General features: G+C 41.4%; 17 protein-coding genes and 1 pseudogene. 9 read left to right on the top strand and 9 right to left on the bottom strand.

All coding sequences use genetic code 11. From position 1 onward, the window contains the following. Positions 1-107: 107 nt before the first annotated feature. The 6 genes and pseudogenes from N5O98_RS16825 to N5O98_RS16850 all read left to right on the top strand — a co-directional run. Positions 108-1,943, top strand: a pseudogene (locus tag N5O98_RS16825) (SusC/RagA family TonB-linked outer membrane protein); the annotation flags it as partial. 14 nt (positions 1,944-1,957) lie between these two features. Continuing rightward, positions 1,958-3,571: a RagB/SusD family nutrient uptake outer membrane protein gene (locus N5O98_RS16830; protein ID WP_004306542.1), complete on the top strand. Its 1,614-nt coding sequence runs from the start codon at positions 1,958-1,960 to the stop codon at positions 3,569-3,571. A gap of 25 nt (positions 3,572-3,596) precedes the next feature. Then, on the top strand, positions 3,597-5,711 hold the full coding sequence (locus N5O98_RS16835; RefSeq protein WP_004307917.1) for a BACON domain-containing protein: 2,115 nt from the start codon (positions 3,597-3,599) through the stop codon (positions 5,709-5,711). Between the two features lie 11 nt (positions 5,712-5,722). Further along, positions 5,723-8,386: a glycoside hydrolase family 2 TIM barrel-domain containing protein gene (locus tag N5O98_RS16840; protein WP_118161232.1), complete on the top strand. Its 2,664-nt coding sequence runs from the start codon at positions 5,723-5,725 to the stop codon at positions 8,384-8,386. A 3-nt stretch (positions 8,387-8,389) separates the two neighbouring features. After that, positions 8,390-9,802 (top strand): hypothetical protein, encoded by a 1,413-nt coding sequence (locus tag N5O98_RS16845; protein ID WP_004307919.1) that lies wholly within the window; start codon positions 8,390-8,392, stop codon positions 9,800-9,802. Positions 9,803-9,812: 10 nt separating this feature from the next. Beyond that, a complete protein-coding gene (locus N5O98_RS16850) occupies positions 9,813-11,366 on the top strand; it encodes a hypothetical protein (RefSeq protein WP_004306550.1) in 1,554 nt (517 codons plus the stop codon). A gap of 105 nt (positions 11,367-11,471) precedes the next feature. Here the strand turns inward: N5O98_RS16850 and pyrH are convergent, their stop codons facing one another. Next, positions 11,472-12,182, bottom strand: coding sequence for a UMP kinase (pyrH, locus tag N5O98_RS16855; RefSeq protein WP_004307920.1), 711 nt, complete (start codon positions 12,180-12,182; stop codon positions 11,472-11,474). 54 nt (positions 12,183-12,236) lie between these two features. After that, positions 12,237-13,565: an MATE family efflux transporter gene (locus tag N5O98_RS16860; protein ID WP_004307921.1), complete on the bottom strand. Its 1,329-nt coding sequence runs from the start codon at positions 13,563-13,565 to the stop codon at positions 12,237-12,239. A 113-nt stretch (positions 13,566-13,678) separates the two neighbouring features. Between N5O98_RS16860 and N5O98_RS16865 the strand changes: the two genes are divergently transcribed. Beyond that, a complete protein-coding gene (locus tag N5O98_RS16865) occupies positions 13,679-14,362 on the top strand; it encodes a tetratricopeptide repeat protein (protein WP_004306554.1) in 684 nt (227 codons plus the stop codon). Between the two features lie 34 nt (positions 14,363-14,396). On the opposite strand, the gene N5O98_RS16870 is transcribed toward N5O98_RS16865, so the two are convergent. From N5O98_RS16870 to N5O98_RS16885, 4 genes are all read right to left on the bottom strand, one after another. After that, positions 14,397-15,833 carry a S41 family peptidase gene (locus N5O98_RS16870; RefSeq protein WP_004307922.1) on the bottom strand — a complete coding sequence of 479 codons (1,437 nt, stop codon included), beginning with the start codon at positions 15,831-15,833 and terminating at the stop codon, positions 14,397-14,399. A gap of 86 nt (positions 15,834-15,919) precedes the next feature. Beyond that, the gene (locus tag N5O98_RS16875; RefSeq protein ID WP_022199266.1) at positions 15,920-16,678 is read right to left on the bottom strand and encodes a biotin--[acetyl-CoA-carboxylase] ligase; all 759 of its coding nucleotides are present in this window, start codon (positions 16,676-16,678) and stop codon (positions 15,920-15,922) included. After that, positions 16,662-17,018: an MmcQ/YjbR family DNA-binding protein gene (locus N5O98_RS16880; protein WP_004307924.1), complete on the bottom strand. Its 357-nt coding sequence runs from the start codon at positions 17,016-17,018 to the stop codon at positions 16,662-16,664. The genes N5O98_RS16875 and N5O98_RS16880 overlap by 17 nt, the downstream gene beginning before the upstream one ends. Before the next feature lie 53 nt (positions 17,019-17,071). Continuing rightward, positions 17,072-17,437 carry a YraN family protein gene (locus N5O98_RS16885; protein WP_004326250.1) on the bottom strand — a complete coding sequence of 122 codons (366 nt, stop codon included), beginning with the start codon at positions 17,435-17,437 and terminating at the stop codon, positions 17,072-17,074. A 67-nt stretch (positions 17,438-17,504) separates the two neighbouring features. Here N5O98_RS16885 and N5O98_RS16890 point away from each other — a divergent pair, with 67 nt between their 5' ends. Continuing rightward, a complete protein-coding gene (locus tag N5O98_RS16890) occupies positions 17,505-17,738 on the top strand; it encodes a hypothetical protein (RefSeq protein ID WP_004299215.1) in 234 nt (77 codons plus the stop codon). A 40-nt stretch (positions 17,739-17,778) separates the two neighbouring features. Beyond that, positions 17,779-18,216, top strand: coding sequence for a nucleoside deaminase (locus tag N5O98_RS16895; RefSeq protein WP_004299216.1), 438 nt, complete (start codon positions 17,779-17,781; stop codon positions 18,214-18,216). Between the two features lie 15 nt (positions 18,217-18,231). Here N5O98_RS16895 and N5O98_RS16900 read toward each other — a convergent pair whose 3' ends face one another. From N5O98_RS16900 to N5O98_RS16910, 3 genes are all read right to left on the bottom strand, one after another. Further along, positions 18,232-18,522 (bottom strand): DUF4834 family protein, encoded by a 291-nt coding sequence (locus tag N5O98_RS16900; RefSeq protein WP_004306562.1) that lies wholly within the window; start codon positions 18,520-18,522, stop codon positions 18,232-18,234. A gap of 67 nt (positions 18,523-18,589) precedes the next feature. After that, entirely contained in the window at positions 18,590-19,297 is a 708-nt protein-coding gene (pssA, locus tag N5O98_RS16905) for a CDP-diacylglycerol--serine O-phosphatidyltransferase (RefSeq protein WP_004306563.1), read from the bottom strand. A 10-nt stretch (positions 19,298-19,307) separates the two neighbouring features. After that, a complete protein-coding gene (locus N5O98_RS16910) occupies positions 19,308-19,994 on the bottom strand; it encodes a phosphatidylserine decarboxylase family protein (protein WP_074911325.1) in 687 nt (228 codons plus the stop codon). Between the last annotated feature and the right edge of the window lie 64 nt (positions 19,995-20,058).

The raw sequence follows: 20,058 nt of genomic DNA on the forward strand, positions 1-20,058 counted from the left end.
CTTTATCCATTCAGAGTGAGAGAAAGGGGGACATTGTCTCTCTTTCCTCTCTGAAAAATAAATGTTTTTATTGCTTATTATCCGCACCCAAAAAGTTGCATTTATAAGTTGAACTCAAGGGAAATTATAATCCTTTGTACCGTGCTCAACATTACGGACGTGAAGTTTCTCGTGATAATTACCGCCTGAACTTTTTTATGGATGTGAAGCCTTTCAAGGGATTCAATTATCGTCTGAATACTTCCGTTTATAATCAGACATCTGAAGACGGTTCCTATAAAGATTCCCAATATCCGGGAGGCGGAGGAACAGCTGTGCTCGACGAATCACGCACGCAGAACTGGCTGGTTGAGAATATTGTGACTTATAAAGTGCCTATCCGCAATAAGAAACATCAGTTGACGTTGACCGGTGTGCAGTCTGTCGACCATAATGGCTCGAAGTCTATCGGCTATTCAGTAGAGAATCTTCCGGTAGATAAAGATTGGAATTTCATTTCTCAAGGTGAGTTTACAGGCAAGCCCCGTCGTCAGTTTAATGAAAATAATCTGGTGTCGTTCATGGCTCGTGCACAGTATTCGCTTTTAGACCGTTATCTATTGAATGTGGCTGTTCGTCGCGACGGTTCCAGCCGTTTCGGAAAAGAAAATAAATGGGGTACATTCCCGTCAGCTGCTTTTGCCTGGCGTGTCAATCAGGAGAATTTCCTGAAAGATGTGTCGTGGATTGATAACCTGAAATTACGTGTCAGTTATGGTATTGTTGGTAATCAGAACGGTATCGGCAATTACACTACTTTGGGGCTGGCAGATAATAAAGGATATGAGTTTGGAGATACTTTCCAGATGGGATATTTGCCGGGTAAGGAGCTTTCTAACCCGAACCTGAAATGGGAACAGTCTGCAACGGCTAATTTAGGTGTTGATTTTAGTTTCTTCAATGGTCGCCTGAATGGTACGGTGGAATATTACAATACGCATACGAAAGATTTATTGGTGGAACGCTCTTTGAATGCATCACTTGGATATACCACTATGCTGGATAATCTGGGAAAGACAAAATCCAGTGGTATCGATCTTTCTTTAAATGGTGATGTGATACGTACGAAAGAGTTTACCTGGTCGCTTGGAACTAATTTCAGTATGTATAAGAATGAAATTGTCCGTATTGACGATACGCTCGATGAAAATGGTAAACCCGCCAGTCAGGTAGCACAGGGATGGATTATCGGAGAACCGATCAATGTATATTATGATTATCTGGTAGACGGAATTTTTCAGTATGATGATTTTGATATTACTCGTGATGGTACAGGTAATCTGGTATATACGCTGAAAAACACCTATGACAGTAACAATGACGGTGTAGCCGACAGCCCGATTGATTACGGCGGCGCTATTGAACCGGGTATGGTTAAGGTACGTGATAACAATGGAGACGGAAAGATCACGGCAGATGACAGAGTGCCTATCCGGAAAGATCCGAAATTTACCGTCTCTCTTTCTTCCACATGGAACTGGAAAGGATTTGACTTGTTCATGGATTGGTATGGAGTTTCCGGCAGAAAGATAAAGAATAGTTATTTGTATGACTATAATTCCGGAGGTTCTTTGCGTGGAAAACTGAATGGAGTGAAGGTGGATTATTGGACTCCGTTCAATCCGTCGAACGAATTCCCGCGTCCTTCTTATAGCGCAGACCCTGCTTATTTGAGTGCCATCGCTATTCAGGATGCATCTTATATCCGTTTACGCACCTTACAATTGGGATATACTTTCCCGGCCAGACTATTGAAGAATACTCCGATTCATAAATTACGTCTGTATGCAACTGCTACTAACTTGCTGACATTTACGGAATTTAAGTCTTATAGTCCCGAACTGACTCCCGGGTCTTATCCGGAGTCCAGACAATATGTATTTGGTGTCAATGTTTCATTCTAAAATAAAGAATCCTTATGAAAAAGTTAATATATACAGCCTTTGTCATCTGCGGAATGTTGACCGCTTCCTGCTCGGATTTATTAAATCTGGAATCAAAGACAGACGTGACGAACAATTATCTGTTCACTACTCCCGAAGGGTTGAATACAGCTGTTACAGGTCTGTACTCCCTAGCTCGTGAATTGCCGGGTGGAGCGGATAATAATGAATCCAATCTGTACATCGTTACTATGTGTGACTTTAATACGGATATTGCGATACTTAGAGCAGGTGTTTCTACTTCAATCGGACGTTTGAACACGAGTTTTACTCCAAGTACTGGGGATGTCAATAAGTTCTGGAAACATCACTATGGTATTATTGGAAAAGCAAATGAAATTATTGTAGCCGCAGAAGCTCTGGGGCTGGATGACAGCGATGTGCTCCATGCATGGAGTGAAGCGAAATTCTTCAGAGGACGGAGCTATTTTGAACTCTGGAAACGCTTTGACCGTCTTTATCTGAATATCACCCCGACCACCGTCGACAATCTGAAACGGGAATACAAACCTGCTTCTCATGAAGAACTGATGACGCTGATTACAACTGACTTGGACGATGCCATGAAAGGGCTGGACTGGTCGCTTCCTCAAAATAATGGAAATGTATTGTATGGACGGGTAACAAAAGCTACTGCCAAGCATGTTCGTGCACAGGTTGCCATGTGGGAGTCAGATTGGGATACAGCCATTGAGGAATGTGAGGATATCTTTAAGCAGGAAGGCATCTACTCGATGGAAAAGAAAGCCGAGAATGTATTTAATGGGGCAGATTTGAAATCTCCGGAAGTGTTATGGAGTTTCCAATATTCACAAAACTTGGGTGGAGGTGGTTCCGGAACTCCGGTTGCCGGACATCGTGTCTCTATTCAAACCACTACCCGAATCAATAAAATTTCAGGTTGTATCAATACGGCCGATCAGGGTGGATATGGTTGGGGACGTATTTATCCGAATACCTATCTGTTGAGTCTGTACGATCAGGCAAAAGATACGCGATATAATGAGTTGTTTGTTCACCGTTTCAAATATAATGACCCTACTTCTCCTAAATATGGAGAATTGATTCCTCTTACACAGAGTTCCAGCTATTGTGAAACACTGCATTTTATGTCGAAAAAATACTTTGACCAATGGACGATGGCTGATAATCCGGACCGGACAACAGGTTTCAAGGATCTGATTGTCTATCGACTGGCAGAAACTTACTTAATGGCGGCAGAGGCATATATGCGTCGTGACGGAGGTATGAGTACGGATGCTTTGCGCTGTTACAATAAAACATGGGAACGTGCGGGAAATGATAAATTTGCAGGTCCTCTGACGCAGGATATACTTTTGGATGAATATGCCCGTGAGTTGAATTTTGAAGGCGTTCGCTGGCCTTTGTTGAAACGTTTGGGACTCTTGGGCGAAAGAGTGAAAGCGCATTATGGCGAGACGAAGGCTGAAAACCCTTATCTGGATAAAGATTATGCGGAATGCCGTACCAGTTTTGTGGTTGGAAAGCACGAATGTTGGCCTATTCCACAGGAACAGATTGACTTGATGGGGAAAGAGAATTTCCCACAGAATGAGAACTGGTATTAAGCGATTGATTATCTGTAAAACATGAATGAATATGAAAAAAATAATATACTTCTTATTGATTTTAAATCTGGGGTTACTTTCTTGTGTCGATGATGCATCGGTACGCGTGATGCCTGAATTTAATTGTAAAGATACAAAAGTAAATTTGGCGAAAGCGGCGGGTTCTTCTGTTACGTCGCTGTTATATACCAATGTTGGTCAGGTTGTTGCACAGTACGAAGCAGAATGGCTTTCTGTAGATGTAAGTTCAAAAAGTGTTGTCTACACGGCCTTGACACAAAATGATGGTGAAGATGCAAGAACGGCTGTCGTGAAACTGACTTGCGGCTCATATACAGTAGAAGTGACGGTTACCCAGGATTCTAAAGAACCGGATCTTTCTTTGAAGATAGGACAAAGTGTGGATGAGGGTATCGGTATGATTTTCTGGGTGGATCCTTCGGATAATATGGTAGGAAAAGCGGTTTCAGTGAAACGTCAGGGAGGGAATCCTTTTGAGGCTTCTGTGATGCCTCATAGTGCATTTTCCACTGTCAACGGATATGCTAATTCTGCCTTGTTCACTTCTCCGTCGGCAAATGATGCGGTAGCATATTGCCAGTCGTTGGGTGACGGGTGGTATCTGCCTGCCCGCGATGAATTATGGGAATTGTTTGATGCCTATAATGGTGTTGGACATACTGATCCGGATTTTGTTTCAGCCGTACCTGATAAACTGACGGAAGTAGAGAAGGCGGCACGTGCTGCATTTGATAAGATGTTGACTGATTTACAAGGTGATGTGATGAACGAGGCTGCCGGTTCGGGTAATGGCGAAAGCTATTGGTCGAGTACGGAAAACGCAGCAGGTAATCAGGCTTATTGGGTACGTTTCGGTAAATCGGGAGCTGATGCAGGAAATAAAACAGCTACCAACCGTTTTGTAAGATGTATGCGTACAATCGGTGATTATACTTATCCTGAAGAACCGGGAACATTGACGGTTAATCCAAATCCTGTGACATTGGAAGGAGCTAATGAAGCGGAAGCAAATGTGACATTGACATCCAATAAAACGGTATTTAGTGTGGCTTTGGCAAATGATTCCTGGCTTTCGTATACTATTTCGGGCACAACAGTTACGTTCAAGGCAAAATCTAAAAATACCACTGGCGATGTTCGTACGACTGTTGCTACGGTTACAGCCGGTACTGGCACAGCCGCTAAGTCGGTGGAGGTAACGGTGAATCAGAATGTTGCGGCTGAAGGAGGCGCTTCTCTCGAATTAAGCACAAATGCCGTGACTATTACTCCTGATGCTGTGACGAAATCAGAAGGAATAACGATGATTTCTGATGAAACAGAATTTACAGTAAATATAACTGATGAGTCTTGGGTGAAAGCGTATGTTGATATAACAAGTAAAACTCTTTATTTCTGGACATTATCGCCTAATTTGAATAGTTCTAACCGGGTAACGACTGCTACGGTAATAGCCGGAAGCGGAGCGAATGCACCTAAACAAGAAGTTACTATTACACAAAGAGGGCTTTTAAGTTCCGAGTTTGCGGTGGGACAGGTGATTGCGGATAATGGTTCGTTAAAAGGAGGCATTGTGTTCTGGGTAGATGGCACTAATCGTGGTAAGGCTAAGATTATGTCGTTGGACAGAGAGAATCTGGCATGGTCTACGGCAAGCTCTCCGGCTTCTACCGGTTTAACTTTATCCAATGACAATGGCCTGGCAAATACTACTGCGTTGGCAGCATTGCCGAATGCAGCAGAAATGCCCGCTCTTAAATATTGTATGGATAAAGGTTCCGGATGGTATTGGCCTACGAGAACGGATTTGGAACAGATGTTTGAAACTTATAATGGGACTGCAGTGGCAGATGCAACGGAGAATAACCCGGATGCGATTACCGATTTTGAGAAAGCAAACCGTACAGCTTGGGATCAAGTGATTACTGGTGCGGGAGGAACTATCATGAATACGGCAGCAGCATCTGCTACCGGAGATTCCTATTGGGCTAGTCGTGAAACATCGAGCGGTACAAGCGCATTTTATGTACGTTTTGGAAAACCGCTTGCCTGGGATAAATCGAATGCTAAAAAAGACGGTAAAAGATTTGTTCGTGCAGTCCGTTCAATCTCGAAATAATGGTATTAAGTATGTATAAGGTATATCCAAAAATAATTTTAGCCTGTTTGTTACTGGTTATGACCGGCACGGTTTATAGTCAGCGTGTGACGCAAACGATTAATGACGGTTGGAAGTTCTCCCTCTTTGAGGGAGATGCCTCTACTGCTGACTTTGATATTTCCGGTTGGACTGACGTTTCCATTCCTCATACGTGGAATGCAAAAGATGCAGATGATGAAATTCCCGGTTATTTCCGGGGAAAAGGCTGGTACAGGAAAGTGGTGGCTGTGGAGGAACTGATCCCCGAACAAAGAGTCTATCTTAGTTTTGAGGGAGCCAATCAGGAAACGAATGTGTTTGTGAATGGAACGTTTGTTGGAAATCATAAAGGTGGTTATTCCGCTTTTACGTTTGACGTGACTGATTATGTTCATGCCGGACGCAATCTGATAGCTGTGAGCGTTGACAACTCGCATAATCCGGATATTGCTCCTCTTTCAGCGGACTTTACTTTCTTCGGGGGAATCTATCGGGATGTTTATCTGGTGTATACTTCTCCTGTGCAACTGTCTACTACTCATTACGCTTCTAGTGGGGTGTATCTCAAAGCATCGAAGATTACGGATTTGCAAGCAGATATTTCAGTAAAGACATTCTTGTCTAATGCTTTGAAGAGTAATCAATCATTGATTCTTGAAACGGAGATTTTGGATGCAGATGGTAATAGAGTAGCACTTTCACAAAAGAAAGTAAATGTGAAGGCAGAAGAAAAGAATGTAGCTTTTGAATCGCTCATGGCTATTACGCAGCCTAAACGTTGGGATGTAGACTCTCCTTATATGTATAAGGTATATAGCCGTCTGAAGAATAAAAAAGAGGAGGTGCTCGATTGTGTTGTCAATCCGCTGGGAATTCGTGAATATCGTTTTGATGCGGAGAAAGGTTTTTTCTTGAATGGGAAATATCGGAAATTGATTGGTACCAGTCGGCATCAGGATTACAAAGGAATGGGAAATGCTTTGCGGGATGAAATGCATATCCGGGATGTACAGTTGAGTAAGGATATGGGAAGTAATTTCCTGCGAGTGGCTCATTATCCGCAAGATCCGGTTGTGATGCAGATGTGTGATAAGTTAGGACTATTGACTTCGGTTGAAATTCCAGTAGTGAATGCCATCACTCAAAGTAAGGCATTTATGGATAATTGCGTGGAACAGGTGACAGAGATGGTTTGTCAGAACTATAATTATCCATCTGTTATTATTTGGGCTTATATGAATGAAGTGCTTTTGCGTCCTCCTTTTAATCCGGAAAATAGGACGGAACGGGCGGACTACATGACATTCCTTCATCAAATAGCTTCGGCGATTGAGGCGCAGATCAGAAGTCTGGATTCGGAACGCTATACCATGTTGCCTTGTCATTCTACTTCTCAAATCTATCAGGAAGCAGGAATTGCAGAATTACCGATGCTATTGGGTTTTAATCTTTATAATGGATGGTATGGTGGTAGCTTGAGTGGATTTGAAGAGAAACTGGAAGAACTTCACAGGGAGTTTCCTCACAAACCGTTGCTCATTACCGAATATGGGGCGGATGTGGATACTCGTATTCACTCTTTTTCGCCGATGCGGTTTGATTTTAGTTGTGAATTTGGTTCCATCTACCACGAACATTACTTGCCTGAAATTCTAAAGAGGGATTATATCGTGGGAGCTATGGTTTGGAACTTGAATGATTTTTATTCCGAAGCCAGAAGAAACGCTATGCCTCATGTGAACAATAAAGGGTTGGTAAGTATGGATAGAGAACGTAAAGATGGATATTATCTTTATCAGGCTTATCTGAAAGAGGCACCTGTCCTGCACATTGCTTCTAAATCGTGGAAGAACAGGGCAGGAGCCAGTCGGGATGGAAAGAGCTGTACGCAACCTTTGAAGGTGTATACCAATGCAGATAAGGTGGAAGTCTTTTTAAATGGAAAGAGTTTGGGAGTATATCCGGTATCGGATAAGGTCGTTTCTGTGGATATTCCTTTTGTCAACGGAGAAAATGTGGTAGATGCTGTAATTGAAAAAGAGGGACGCGAATATCGTGACCAGTATGTTTGCAATTTCCAATGTGTCAATGTGAAGAACGGCTTTACGGAAGTCAATGTATTACTGGGTGCTCAACGTTATTTCGAGGATCGGACAGCAGAACTGTGTTGGATACCGGAACAGGCTTATGAAAAAGGCTCATGGGGATATATTGGCGGAGAAGTGGCTCCGAACAAGACTCGTTACGGTTCTTTGCCTGCCAGCGACACTGATATACTGGGAACGGATCAGGATCCTATCTTTCAGACGCAACGGGTAGGTATTGAGGTCTTTAAAGCGGATGTGCCGGATGGTGTCTATGCTGTATATTTGTATTGGACGGAACTTACTTCTGAAAATAAGAGAGAGGCTTTGGTGTATAATTTAGGAAATGATGTGGTGAAAGAGGAGTATGCAAACCGGGTATTTTCTGTGGATATAAATGGGGTATCTGTTGCCGGGCAAATGAATATTGCAGAAGAATACGGTTCCGAACGTGCGGTCATTAAAAAGTATATTGTTCCGGTTTCACAGGGAAAAGGGCTTGTCGTTCGTTTTGGAGCGGTAGAGTCTGTGCCTATTTTAAATGCAATACGAATCGTAAAAGAATATTAGAAGATGAAAAATAGTATAGTTATATTGTTTTTACTGCTGTTATCCCAGTTGGGTTATGGGCAGGGGCGTACATTTAAGGTCACTGCCCGTCCGTGGGTGAAAGGACAGAAAGATCTTCCATGGAAGGAGTATGATACCCGTACCATTGCTCAATTGGATGGTTTTAAAGCTACTGATAAAGTGCATGTAAATGAGTATGGAAGTGATTGGGATGCTCCGAAACACCGGGCTACTGGATTTTTTAGAGTAGAACGTATTGGAAATCGTTGGTGGATGATTGATCCCGACGGATATCGGCATTTGCAGAAAGTGGTGGTTGGAGTACGTTTGGGGACTTCCGAACGCAATAAACAAGCGATGCTGGACAAATTTGGTACGGAAGAAAAATGGATCGAAAGAACAGCACAGATGATTCATTCACTGGGCTTTTCCGGTACGGGCTCTTGGAGTAACGAAGAGGCGATTGCTTCTTACAATGCATCCCACAAGGAGGTCTTGACCCGCTCAATCATTCTCAACTTGATGAGCGGATATGGAAAGAAACGGGGAGGAACTTATCAGTTGCCTGGTAACACGGGATACCCTAATCAGTGTATTTTCGTTTTTGATCCGGAATTCGAAACTTATTGCGATGAGATGGCACAAAAACTGGTTGCGAATAAAATGGATAAAAACATCATTGGTTATTTTTCGGATAATGAACTTCCGTTCGGACCCAAGAATCTGGAAGGCTATCTGACTTTACAGAACCCTGGTGATCCGGGAAGAGTGTATGCGGAATCCTGGTTGAAAAAGCAGGGAATTACTTCGCAACAAATAACCGATGAGCACCGGGAGGAGTTTGCAGGGGTGGTAGCTGAACGATATTATAAAGTGGTATCGGAAGCGATTCGGAAGTATGATCCCAATCATCTCTATCTGGGTAGTCGTTTACATGGAAAACCGAAGTTTATCCGCCAGATTGTGGAAGCGGCAGGCAGGTATTGTGATGTCGTTGCAATTAACTACTATGGAGCGTGGACGCCGAGTGAGAAGACCATGAAACATTGGGGAGAATGGGCTCAAAAACCTTTCATCATTACGGAATTTTATACGAAAGGAATGGATTCCGGACTGGCGAATACGACAGGAGCAGGTTTTACCGTTCAAACTCAACAGGAACGTGGATATGCCTATCAGCATTTTGTTTTAGGATTATTGGAAAGTGGAAATTGTGTCGGATGGCACTGGTTCCGTTATCAGGATAATGACCCGACGGCAAAAGGAGCAGATCCTTCGAATCTGGACTCTAACAAGGGACTGATAGATAATGAATACAATCTTTATAAACCGTTGGCCGATGCTATGAAAGAATTGAATATCAATGCCTATCGTTTAGCCGACTGGTTCGATCAACAATCAAATAACAATCAATAAAATACACACCATGAAAAAAATATTTATACTGGGAGCTTTACTGTTTATAACTTCTATTCCTATGGTTTCTTGTACGGATGATGATGATAAGGACCCTAATTTTATGCCTCCTGATATAGTGATGGGTGGGGGAGATGTGGAGTCGGAATACCCGGAAGATTTACCCGTTCCTGGAGCCTCTGTGGTATATGCTCCGTCATTAAATGCCAATATGTATCGCCCTATCAGTGTCAAGTATTCCAGTGCTTATCCTCCCATATCCAGTTGGACAACGGGGAATACACGTATTATTGCTTATATGGATGGATATAAACCGGCTATTAAGACATTGAAAGCGTATCAGGAGTCGGTGAATAAATATGGAAGTTCGACAACGCTTCCGAAACAAGCAGCTACGGGCAGGTTTTATACGAAGAAGATAGATGGACGTTGGTGGTTGGTTGATCCAGAAGGTTGTTTACATCTGGAACGCAGTGCGACTTCTTTGCGTAAGGGGACTTCCAGTCGTAATAAAGCGGCTTGGAATAGTAGGTTTGGAACTGATGAGAAATGGCTGTCTACTACTCAACGTGAATTGAGCGAGATTGGCTTTCATGGTACAGGTGCCTTCTGTACAGGTACTTATTCACTGATTCAGACTCATAATGCTTCCAATCCGAGCAGTCCGTTGACTTTGGCGCCTTCATTTGCTTTTCTAAGCCAGTTCAAGAGTGCGAAGTCTTATAATTATCCCGGAGGAAGCGATGATAATGCTGCAGGTCTTGTGTTTTATAATGGATGGGCCGAATGGTGTGATTCATATTTGGCAGGTAGTGCTTTCGCAGATTATTTGCGTGATCCTAATGTCTTGGGGTTCTTTTCGGATAATGAGATAAACTTCTCTTCAAACAGTTCCCGGATTTTGGATCGTTTCCTGGCTATCAACAGTTCGAATGATCCGGCTTATGTTGCGGCAAAAAGCTTTATGGATTCCAAGGGCGTGCAAAGTGTGACGGATGCCTTGAATAATGAGTTTGCAGGCATCGTAGCAGAGAAATATTATAAAGCAGTGAAAGAGGCAGTGATGAAAGTAGATGATAAGCTGCTTTATCTGGGGACTCGATTGCATGGAACTCCTAAATATATGGAGGGAGTGATGAGAGCTGCCGGAAAATATTGTGATGTCATTTCTATCAACTATTATAGCCGTTGGAGTCCCGAACTGACAACAGCGATTGCAGACTGGGCAAGTTGGGCAGATAAGCCGTTTCTTGTAAGTGAGTTTTATACGAAAGGGGTGGAGGATTCCGATCTGAATAACCAGTCGGGAGCCGGGTATTCTGTTCCTACACAAAATGAGAGGGCTTATGCTTATCAGCATTTTACATTAGGATTGCTTGAAGCTAAGAATTGTATCGGATGGCATTGGTTTAAATATCAGGATGATGATGGTACGGATAATTCGTCGAAACCTGCCAATAAGGGTCTTTATGATAATTCTTATCAGTTGTTTCCTTATTTATCTTTCTTTGCCCGCGAATTGAATTTTAATGCGTATGATTTGATCCAGTATTTTGATAAATAGGTATTCGTTTCGATATAATATTTGAAAAGAAAGACAAAGTGCGAATTTTGCAATAGTAGTTTTTATCAAAGCTATACAGCGAAATTCACACTTTTTATTTTCTGATTAGTTGTGTACTAACGTACCTATCTCTTCTCCGCTGATTACTTTCTTTAAGTTACCTACTGTGTCCATATCAAATACGACGATAGGCAGGTTATTTTCTTTGCACATACAAGTCGCAGTTAAATCCATAACTTTCAGACCACGTTTCAACACTTCATCATACGTAATATCATCGAATTTGGTTGCGGTAGGATCTTTTTCAGGATCAGCTGTGTAAATGCCATCTACGCGAGTACCTTTCAGCATAACGTCTGCTTCGATTTCTATTCCTCTAAGTGAAGAACCGGTATCTGTAGTAAAGAAAGGATTTCCTGTTCCTGCAGACATGATGACCACTTCACCGTTTTCCATACATTCGATGGCTTTCCATTTACTGTAGAATTCACCGATAGGTTCCATCCGTACTGCTGTCAATACACGTGCTTTTACACCGGTAGCCACAAGAGCAGAACTTAGAGCGAGGCTATTGATAACGGTAGCCAACATTCCCATTTGGTCACCTTTCACACGGTCAAAACCTTTATTGGCTCCGCTTAATCCGCGGAATATATTACCTCCTCCGATGACGATACCAATCTGTGCCCCTTGTTCGTGGATTTCTTTGATTTGTTGAGCATATTCTGCCAGTCTTTTTTCGTCAATGCCGTATTGCTTTTCGCCCATCAAGCTCTCTCCACTGAGCTTTAGTAAGATTCTTTTATACTTTGCCATACCTTTTGCTTTTTATTGTTTGCCGCAAATATAGAGATAATTTATCGGATAGCCTCACTGGGATGCGATTACTTTTTTTATTATTTGCCTTCCCAAAAAGGTTTGTACAACCCCTCGCAGGGAAAGATAAATGAGAAAAGCCAGCCACAGGGCGTGATTTCCCAGGAGAGGATGGAAAGCGTAATATACTCCGAAGAAGCTGGCGGAAGCGACTAACATGGAGTAAAGCATCTGACGGGTAGCGGTGGCACCAATAAATACTCCATCCCACAGGAAAGCGGAAAAGCCAGCTAGTGGAATGATAAGTGCCCAGTAAAAATAAGTGTCTGAAGCGTTGATTACTGAAGTGTCATTGGTTAGTAGGCCAAGAAATTCTTTTCCACCGATTGCATAAAGGATGGTGAATATCAATGAAAGACCCAATCCCCAATAGAAAAGGTGATGTACAGTGTTGCGTAAGGCTGTTTGATTCTTGGCACCTATGTAACGGCCGGCCAGTGCTTCACCGGCATAAGCAAATCCGTCCATGATGTAAGAAAACAGAGTGAATAGTTGCATGAGCAAGGTGTTTACGGCTAATACAATTTCTCCTTGGGCGGCTCCTGCAGAGGTGAAAAACATGGTGACTACAACCAGGCAAAGGGTACGGAAGAAGATGTCCCGGTTGACTTGGAAGAAACGGTACATGGCTTGTTTCTGTATAATTTCTTTCCATACGATCCGCTTTCTTAGTGCACTATAATAGCGCATATATAGCAATATGGCCATGAAGAAACCTGCATATTGGGCTATTAAAGTTCCTGTTGCCACTCCTGCCACTTTCATATCCAGCAAGTAGACAAAGGATAGGCTGGCTACAATATTGACAATGTTTTGAGTAATAGCGATATACATGGGAAAGCGTGAATTCTGCATTCCGATAAACCAACCGGCGAATCCATAAAGTCCTAATGTGGCGGGAGCTCCCCAGATACAGATATAGAAATAAGTAGTTGCCAGTTGCTCGACTTCCGGTGTGGTTTGTATCAGAGTGAATGCCAATTTCAGGATGGGGTATTGGAGTATCAACAGGCAAAGAGCTATAAACAATCCTACGCCAACGGAACGTAACAGTAACCGGGTGATTTCATTTAGATCATGCTGCCCATACGCTTGTGAGGTCATGCCACTCGTCCCCATGCGTAGGAATCCGAAAATCCAATAGATAATATTAAACAACATTCCCCCTACAGCGATGGCTCCAATGTAGGCCGGAGAACCGAGGTGTCCTACGATGGTAACATCGATAAGTCCCAGTAGCGGGACGGTAATATTTGATATAATCGATGGTATGGCTATCCGTAATATTCGTCTGTTTTCGGAGGATTGTTTTTTATCTATCATTTTATAGAAACACTTTTATCAAATTGATTGTTCTTTTCGTCCACAAAGGTACATTTTTTATTTTTTTTGTTGTATCTTTGTGAATCACGAACTAAATAGCAATCAGATGGATTATGAGGACCTTAACTATTTTTCTTATCTCTTTATTCTCACTGCCGCTGGCGCTGAATGCACAGTCGGTTGATGAGATGTTGCAGAAAGTATCTGCCGCCATTGAGGCTGGGCAGAATGGACAGGCTGTGAGCTATTTCCGACAGACTATTCCTCTGAATATAGACCGTACGGAAATGTATTATTGGACGAATGTGGACAAGAATAGTGAAATTAGCTCCAAACTGGCTACTGAATTAGCTCTCGCCTATAAAAAGAAACGGAATTACGACAAAGCTTATTTGTTCTACAAAGAGTTGCTGCAAAAGGACCCAAATAATGTAGATTGTTTGGAAACATGTGCGGAAATGCAAGTGTGCCGCGGACAAGAAAAAGATGCTTTGCGTATGTACGAAAAAATATTGCAACTCGATGCGGATAATCTGGCTGCTAATATCTTTTTAGGAAACTATTATTATTTGATGGCAGAGCAGGAGAAGAAAAAGTTAGAAACGGATTACAAAAAACTTCCTTCTCCCACTAAAATGCAGTATGCCCGCTATCGGGATGGATTATCGAAGTTGTTTACTACCCGGTATGAGAAAGCGCGTAACTCTTTACAGAAAGTTGTTCTACGTTTTCCATCGACAGAAGCTCAAAAGACATTGGATAAGATATTGAGAATAGAAAAAGAGGTGAATCGCTAGGTGGTTCACCTCTTTTTCTATTCTCAAGGTATTTTTATTCCATCTCAATCGGACAAAGTAGCACTCCACCAGTAGTATGGCGATCTATCGATTGATATATAGGTTGGCTTCTTTGTATTGTTTGAGACGACATTGTTATGTTTCTTGTATTCCGATTGGTTCCCGTTATCAGAGTAATGGCCTTGTTTAACATAAACTCATCAGAGCTGCCTAAAGGGAGCAAAGTGTCTTCTGGATTTTGGGCTAAATTAAACTCGTTCCAATCGTAATCGGGGGTAAATCCGGCACTATAGTCTGAATGTACAGCATTGGTAACTTTTGTAGTAATAGGCCAATACGCCCATTCATATTGATCATCTGAATACTTCTGCATTCCGACATTTTTCCCTTCTGTTAATTCACCGATGAGTATGATATTCATGAAGGGTTCCAAACTGCTGATAACCAATTCTGAGGATGATGCGGTATTTTCACTTGTTAAGATATAAATGCGATTAGAATTAAGCTTCAAATAGCCTGTCGTTCCTCCAGTTTCCGTATTGAAATATCTGGTGTGTGTCACTTTCCCTTTGTTGTTGGAAAAAATACCAAAGACTTTATCTTTGTACTCTTCGGAAATCAAAAGTCCTGCTAGCATATTGGCCGAATGTTCATAACCGCCCCCGTTATAGCGCAAATCTAATACAAATTCGTTCACTCCTTTTGATTGGAAATCGGCAAATATGGTTTTCATTTCTTCATCATAAGTACGATCATCTACGCCCGTTGGCCCCGGAGTGAAATGGTTGTAAACCAGATAGCCTATTTTCTTATCTCCAAACGTAAGTACGTCATGATAATATAACGGATTATCTTCGACTGCCGTAGAAGCTCCTATGGCAATTGTCTTAGTTTCTGAATTGTGTTTTATAATCCATTGAGAAGCAGAACCATTCAATAGGGCCTTGTAATTTCCTTCTTTTATATTATTTTTTCCATCTATACCTATAATCCAATCTCCTCGTTCCAAACCGGCTGCATGTGCAGGGCTATTGGGTAGAATATACACTACTCGGGCATAATAATATCCTAAAGGTTTGTTATTTCCATCTACTATATTAAACAATGTAAATTCCATTCCATAGGTCTTGTCTGCATCAATACTGGTACGTGTTTTATAATCTTTATTCTTCTCCATGTAAGAATAGTAGTAGAGGTGTTTTCCATTCCTTGTTTTGCCATCGTTCAGACTGAGCAATGAATAAAAGAAAGTTTCAGGGTCGGCTGTGTAATCTATTTTGTTAGTTGCTGGTAACTCATTATACCATAAATAATCGTTACGCAATTTTTTCTCTATCCAATGATTTATGCTAAGATCCGTATCATCATCGTCTCCTTTTATCGAATCTGTATCATCATCTGAACAAGACACGCTAAATAAACAAAGGAATATTCCTATCCATATATGTAGGCCGAATTGAGCTTTCGTCATTTTTCTCATTTTTTATAAGGTTGCTAATTTACAAATATATTTATTTTTTCAACACAATGTAGCAATAATAGTTTGTTAAGTGATGATTATTTCAGTAAATATTCCACCTCCTTAAACATATAGCCTCTTTTGTTTAGTATTTCATCTTCCAGTATTAATCTTCCTTCGGGTTCTACACAAATGATTCGTGCAAGAAATTCACCGTTGGCATCTTTAAAACGATGCATTCCTTCCTTTTTGAAAAGAGACATTTCATATTGGCAGACTATTGATTCCGTATTGCCTTTTTTAAGTAAACTATAATAAGATTGGATACGCAATACGATGCTCTTCAGTATTTCAAATAGATCGAACTCTTTTCCTGTAATTTGTCGCAGTGAAACAGGATTAGGGGCAAAACTGTGAAACGTTTCCTGATTAATATTGATTCCAATCCCTGCTATACTTTGACTGATGTTCCGTCCCATCAGATCGTTTTCTATCAACATTCCACATATTTTCTTTTCTTTCCAATAAATATCGTTCGGCCATTTGATAGAGATATCGGTGGTATAGGTATCCAGTTCTTCCTTAATAGCCAAAGAAATAATCTGTGAAATGAGAAACTGGCGTCGTGCTTCCAGGAATTCAGGGAAGATGACGATGCTGAAAAGAAGATTCTTACCGGAATCTGATTCCCAAGAGTTGCCGCGTTGTCCACGACCGGAAGTCTGAAAGTCGGCGACTACGACAGTGAGTTCTTCCACTTTTTGTTTAGAACAGAGAGACTGCAGATAGTTGTTGGTAGAATTAGTCTCGCTGATATGAATCAATGGAACCGGGAATATATCAGGGGAGGGCATCATATTCTGCGCGTAACTTTTTAGTAAATTTCTTGATTACCTCATCATAAGAGTGATCGATAAGTTCTTTCATCAGTTTATCGTCTACGTCACTCTCAAAACGAACACTGTTCCAGTATTTTTTATTAAAATGATAAGCTCCTTCAATTCCTGAATAATGTTCGCGTAGTTCGATCGCTTTTTCCGGATCACATTTCAATGCGATGTGATTGGCTTCTTCCAAATCGATGAGAGCAAACATTTTGTTCATCACCTTGACAACAAGTGATACATCATCGAAAGGGAAAGACTCGGTAACTCCTTTCTTGTTGAGGCAGTATTCTCTGACAGTTTCTACATTCATAATGATTCGATTATATAATAACTCTATGTATTCTGCATCTTCTGTAGTGAACTTTAATATAAAGGAGGATAAAATGCTTCCTCTATGTGTTCAACCTTGAAATTTATCTCATCGCCTACTATCGTAATGATATCAAAGCGTACAGGAGAGTCAATCTGAAACAATCTGATATAGGTATCCGCTGCGCGTACCGTACGTCTTATTTTAGGTAAATCAACAGCATCTTCCGGCTCTGCAAACAGAGTATTACTGCGGGTTTTCACTTCTATTACAATCAGTTCATTATCCTTTGCTGCTACAATGTCCAGTTCGAAATGTCCTTTTCTCCAGTTCCGGTTACGGATGAGATACCCCTTCTGTTCAAGATAAGCTACGGCGGCATTTTCTCCGGCTTTTCCTAAATCATTATGTTTAGCCATCTTTTTTTGCAAATTTACTGCTTTTATTCTTTGTATTTACAGAAGTAAAAGTAATTTTGCAGAAGATATGAGAAAAAGGAGTAAGAAGTGCCTGAAAATGCATGTCGAGTGTACCAAAAGGGAACGACGGATGAGCATTTTATTGAGCGACGAAGAACAGCTGATTGTAGATCGTTATCTTGAGAAATATAAGATAACGAACAAGTCACGTTGGCTTCGTGAAACGATTCTCATGTTTATTCATAAGAATATGGAAGAAGATTATCCAACCCTTTTTGGTGAACACGACATGAGACGATAGGGGGATAATAAAAATAATAGATTCAAAATTAAAGGGTGGAATGCTGGACGATATTTACTTCATGAAACAAGCTTTGATAGAGGCAGGAAAGGCTGCCGAGCGGGGGGAAGTTCCCGTTGGAGCTGTCGTGGTTTGTAAGGAGCGGATTATCGCACGTGCCCATAATCTCACAGAAACATTGAATGATGTAACGGCTCATGCCGAGATGCAGGCTATTACAGCTGCTGCCAATGTGCTTGGTGGCAAGTACTTGAACGAATGTACCCTGTATGTCACGGTTGAACCTTGCGTAATGTGTGCCGGAGCTATTGCTTGGGCACAGACTGGTAAACTTGTATTTGGCGCTGAAGATGAAAAACGCGGCTATCAGAAATATGCCGGTTCGGCTCTACATCCTAAAACGGTGGTTGTAAAAGGGGTAATGGCTGACGAATGCGCTACATTAATGAAAGAGTTCTTTGCTGCGAAACGAAAATAAAAGCAGTATCCTGTTTTATTTGATTTCCTCAAAATCTACATATTCACCATCGTCCTGGGTGAATATTTTTTTATGTCTTTTCTCCGGAACATTCTCGGAATATATTTCCTCTTCATCATCATTTGAACGGCGATCTCTTTGGCCATAGTCCTGTTGGCTTGTACGTCCCGATTCCGTTTGTTTCGGGCGTGATGAAGAAGAACCACGTCCTAATCCGAAAATCGTTCTTAGTATGAAGCCGATAATAGAAAGGCCAAATACGAAAATGGCAATAATAAAAATGAGTATGAATAAAAGTATATGCATCGGGCTATGATTTTTATGTTGTTACTTCGATAAAACTCATAGTACAACAAACGTGCCAAGAGATTGTTTATTTACTTTTTCTTGTAAAAAGTGAAAGTAAAATATACCATACAATGATGGCGGCAAAGCTACTGATTCCAAGAAATATAAGAAGAGGAATGCAGATAATCAGGAATATAAAACTGATTTTGTTGTCATTCCATGACAGATTTTTAAATTTCAGCGAAAACATCGGTATTTCTGATACCAGCAGTCCGGAAAACAGACAGACAAGTATAAGAAGGTAGACAGGATGGCAGTTGTCTGATATCAGGAAGTCATGTGCACCCGCCACTAAAGAACCCCAGAACAGAGCGTTGGCGGGAACCGGAAGTCCCACAAAAGAACTGGTCTGTCGCGTGTCATTATTGAATTTAGCCAGGCGCAATGCTGAAAAAACAGAAATCAAGAATGCCAAATAAGGTAGGTAAGGAGCGATGAACTCCATACTTGCCGGATAATACATTTCTTTGAACAGAGAGAATACGATCAGTGAAGGAGCAACTCCAAAACTGACATCATCTGCCAATGAGTCCAAGTCTTTTCCGATAATGGAATGTGCGTTGAGCATACGAGCCAACAATCCGTCGAAGAAATCGAAAATGGAACTTAAAGCAATGAAAAGTAGTGCCAGCTCATATTTTGCTTCAAAAGCCATGACGCAAGCAATACAACCGGAGAAAAGGTTCAGGCAGGTTACGGTATTCGGAATACTATTTTTAATAACGTTTGTCATTGTGACAGAATTATTTAAATTTGGCGATAACCGTTTGGTTACCGGTCGTTAATTGTCCCATTTTGACACAAATCTCCGTGCCAATGGGTAAATACACATCCACGCGGGAACCGAATTTGATAAATCCCATGTGTTCGTCAATATAACATTCTTCTCCTACTTCAGCGTAGGTGACAATACGGCGTGCCACTGCTCCGGCGATTTGCCGGGTGAGTATTTCCACTCCTTCCGGAGTTTCGATCACTACCGTAGAACGTTCGTTTTCTGTGCTGGCTTTCGGCAGCCATGCTTTCATAAAATTGCCATTATGATGCGCTACCTTTTTAATAGTACCATCTACCGGATACCAGTTGGCATGTACATTCACGATGCTCATAAAAATAGATACCATTAAGCGGCGGTCATGGAAATATTCGTTTTCATCCACTTCTTCGATGACGACGATTTTTCCATCGGCGGGTGCTACGACAATCTTTTCAGTGTCCTGCCCGAAGAGACGGATCGGACATCGAAAGAAATTCACCATCAGCAGATAGACTGCTATACTCGCTACTGCTACCACATAAAAAGGTATTTTGCAATCGATTCCCCAATAAAGAGCTGCATTAATCAATAGCAATAGCAAAAAGCTTGCCCATAATATATGTGTTCCTTCGCGGTGAATACGTATTTTCTTCAATTTCTTTAGTCGGCCCATGAATGCTGTTTAATGATATTGTCTGCAAAAATATACTTAATTTAAAAAATCAGCAAGTAAATGA

This window comes from Bacteroides sp. LFL-34 (assembly GCF_027257075.1).
Classification (GTDB): Bacteria; Bacteroidota; Bacteroidia; order Bacteroidales; family Bacteroidaceae; genus Bacteroides; species Bacteroides ovatus.

Excerpts from the sequence above, each read along its gene's own strand:
- N5O98_RS16830 (WP_004306542.1), top strand. The coding sequence starts at position 1,958 with ATGAAAAAGTTAATATATACAGCCTTTGTCATCTGCGGAATGTTGACC.
- N5O98_RS16835 (WP_004307917.1), top strand. The coding sequence starts at position 3,597 with ATGAATATGAAAAAAATAATATACTTCTTATTGATTTTAAATCTGGGG.
- N5O98_RS16840 (WP_118161232.1), top strand. The coding sequence starts at position 5,723 with ATGTATAAGGTATATCCAAAAATAATTTTAGCCTGTTTGTTACTGGTT.
- N5O98_RS16845 (WP_004307919.1), top strand. The coding sequence starts at position 8,390 with ATGAAAAATAGTATAGTTATATTGTTTTTACTGCTGTTATCCCAGTTG.
- N5O98_RS16850 (WP_004306550.1), top strand. The coding sequence starts at position 9,813 with ATGAAAAAAATATTTATACTGGGAGCTTTACTGTTTATAACTTCTATT.
- pyrH (WP_004307920.1), bottom strand. The coding sequence starts at position 12,182 with ATGGCAAAGTATAAAAGAATCTTACTAAAGCTCAGTGGAGAGAGCTTG.
- N5O98_RS16860 (WP_004307921.1), bottom strand. The coding sequence starts at position 13,565 with ATGATAGATAAAAAACAATCCTCCGAAAACAGACGAATATTACGGATA.
- N5O98_RS16865 (WP_004306554.1), top strand. The coding sequence starts at position 13,679 with ATGAGGACCTTAACTATTTTTCTTATCTCTTTATTCTCACTGCCGCTG.
- N5O98_RS16870 (WP_004307922.1), bottom strand. The coding sequence starts at position 15,833 with ATGACGAAAGCTCAATTCGGCCTACATATATGGATAGGAATATTCCTT.
- N5O98_RS16875 (WP_022199266.1), bottom strand. The coding sequence starts at position 16,678 with ATGATGCCCTCCCCTGATATATTCCCGGTTCCATTGATTCATATCAGC.
- N5O98_RS16880 (WP_004307924.1), bottom strand. The coding sequence starts at position 17,018 with ATGAATGTAGAAACTGTCAGAGAATACTGCCTCAACAAGAAAGGAGTT.
- N5O98_RS16885 (WP_004326250.1), bottom strand. The coding sequence starts at position 17,437 with ATGGCTAAACATAATGATTTAGGAAAAGCCGGAGAAAATGCCGCCGTA.
- N5O98_RS16890 (WP_004299215.1), top strand. The coding sequence starts at position 17,505 with ATGAGAAAAAGGAGTAAGAAGTGCCTGAAAATGCATGTCGAGTGTACC.
- N5O98_RS16895 (WP_004299216.1), top strand. The coding sequence starts at position 17,779 with ATGCTGGACGATATTTACTTCATGAAACAAGCTTTGATAGAGGCAGGA.
- N5O98_RS16900 (WP_004306562.1), bottom strand. The coding sequence starts at position 18,522 with ATGCATATACTTTTATTCATACTCATTTTTATTATTGCCATTTTCGTA.
- pssA (WP_004306563.1), bottom strand. The coding sequence starts at position 19,297 with ATGACAAACGTTATTAAAAATAGTATTCCGAATACCGTAACCTGCCTG.
- N5O98_RS16910 (WP_074911325.1), bottom strand. The coding sequence starts at position 19,994 with ATGGGCCGACTAAAGAAATTGAAGAAAATACGTATTCACCGCGAAGGA.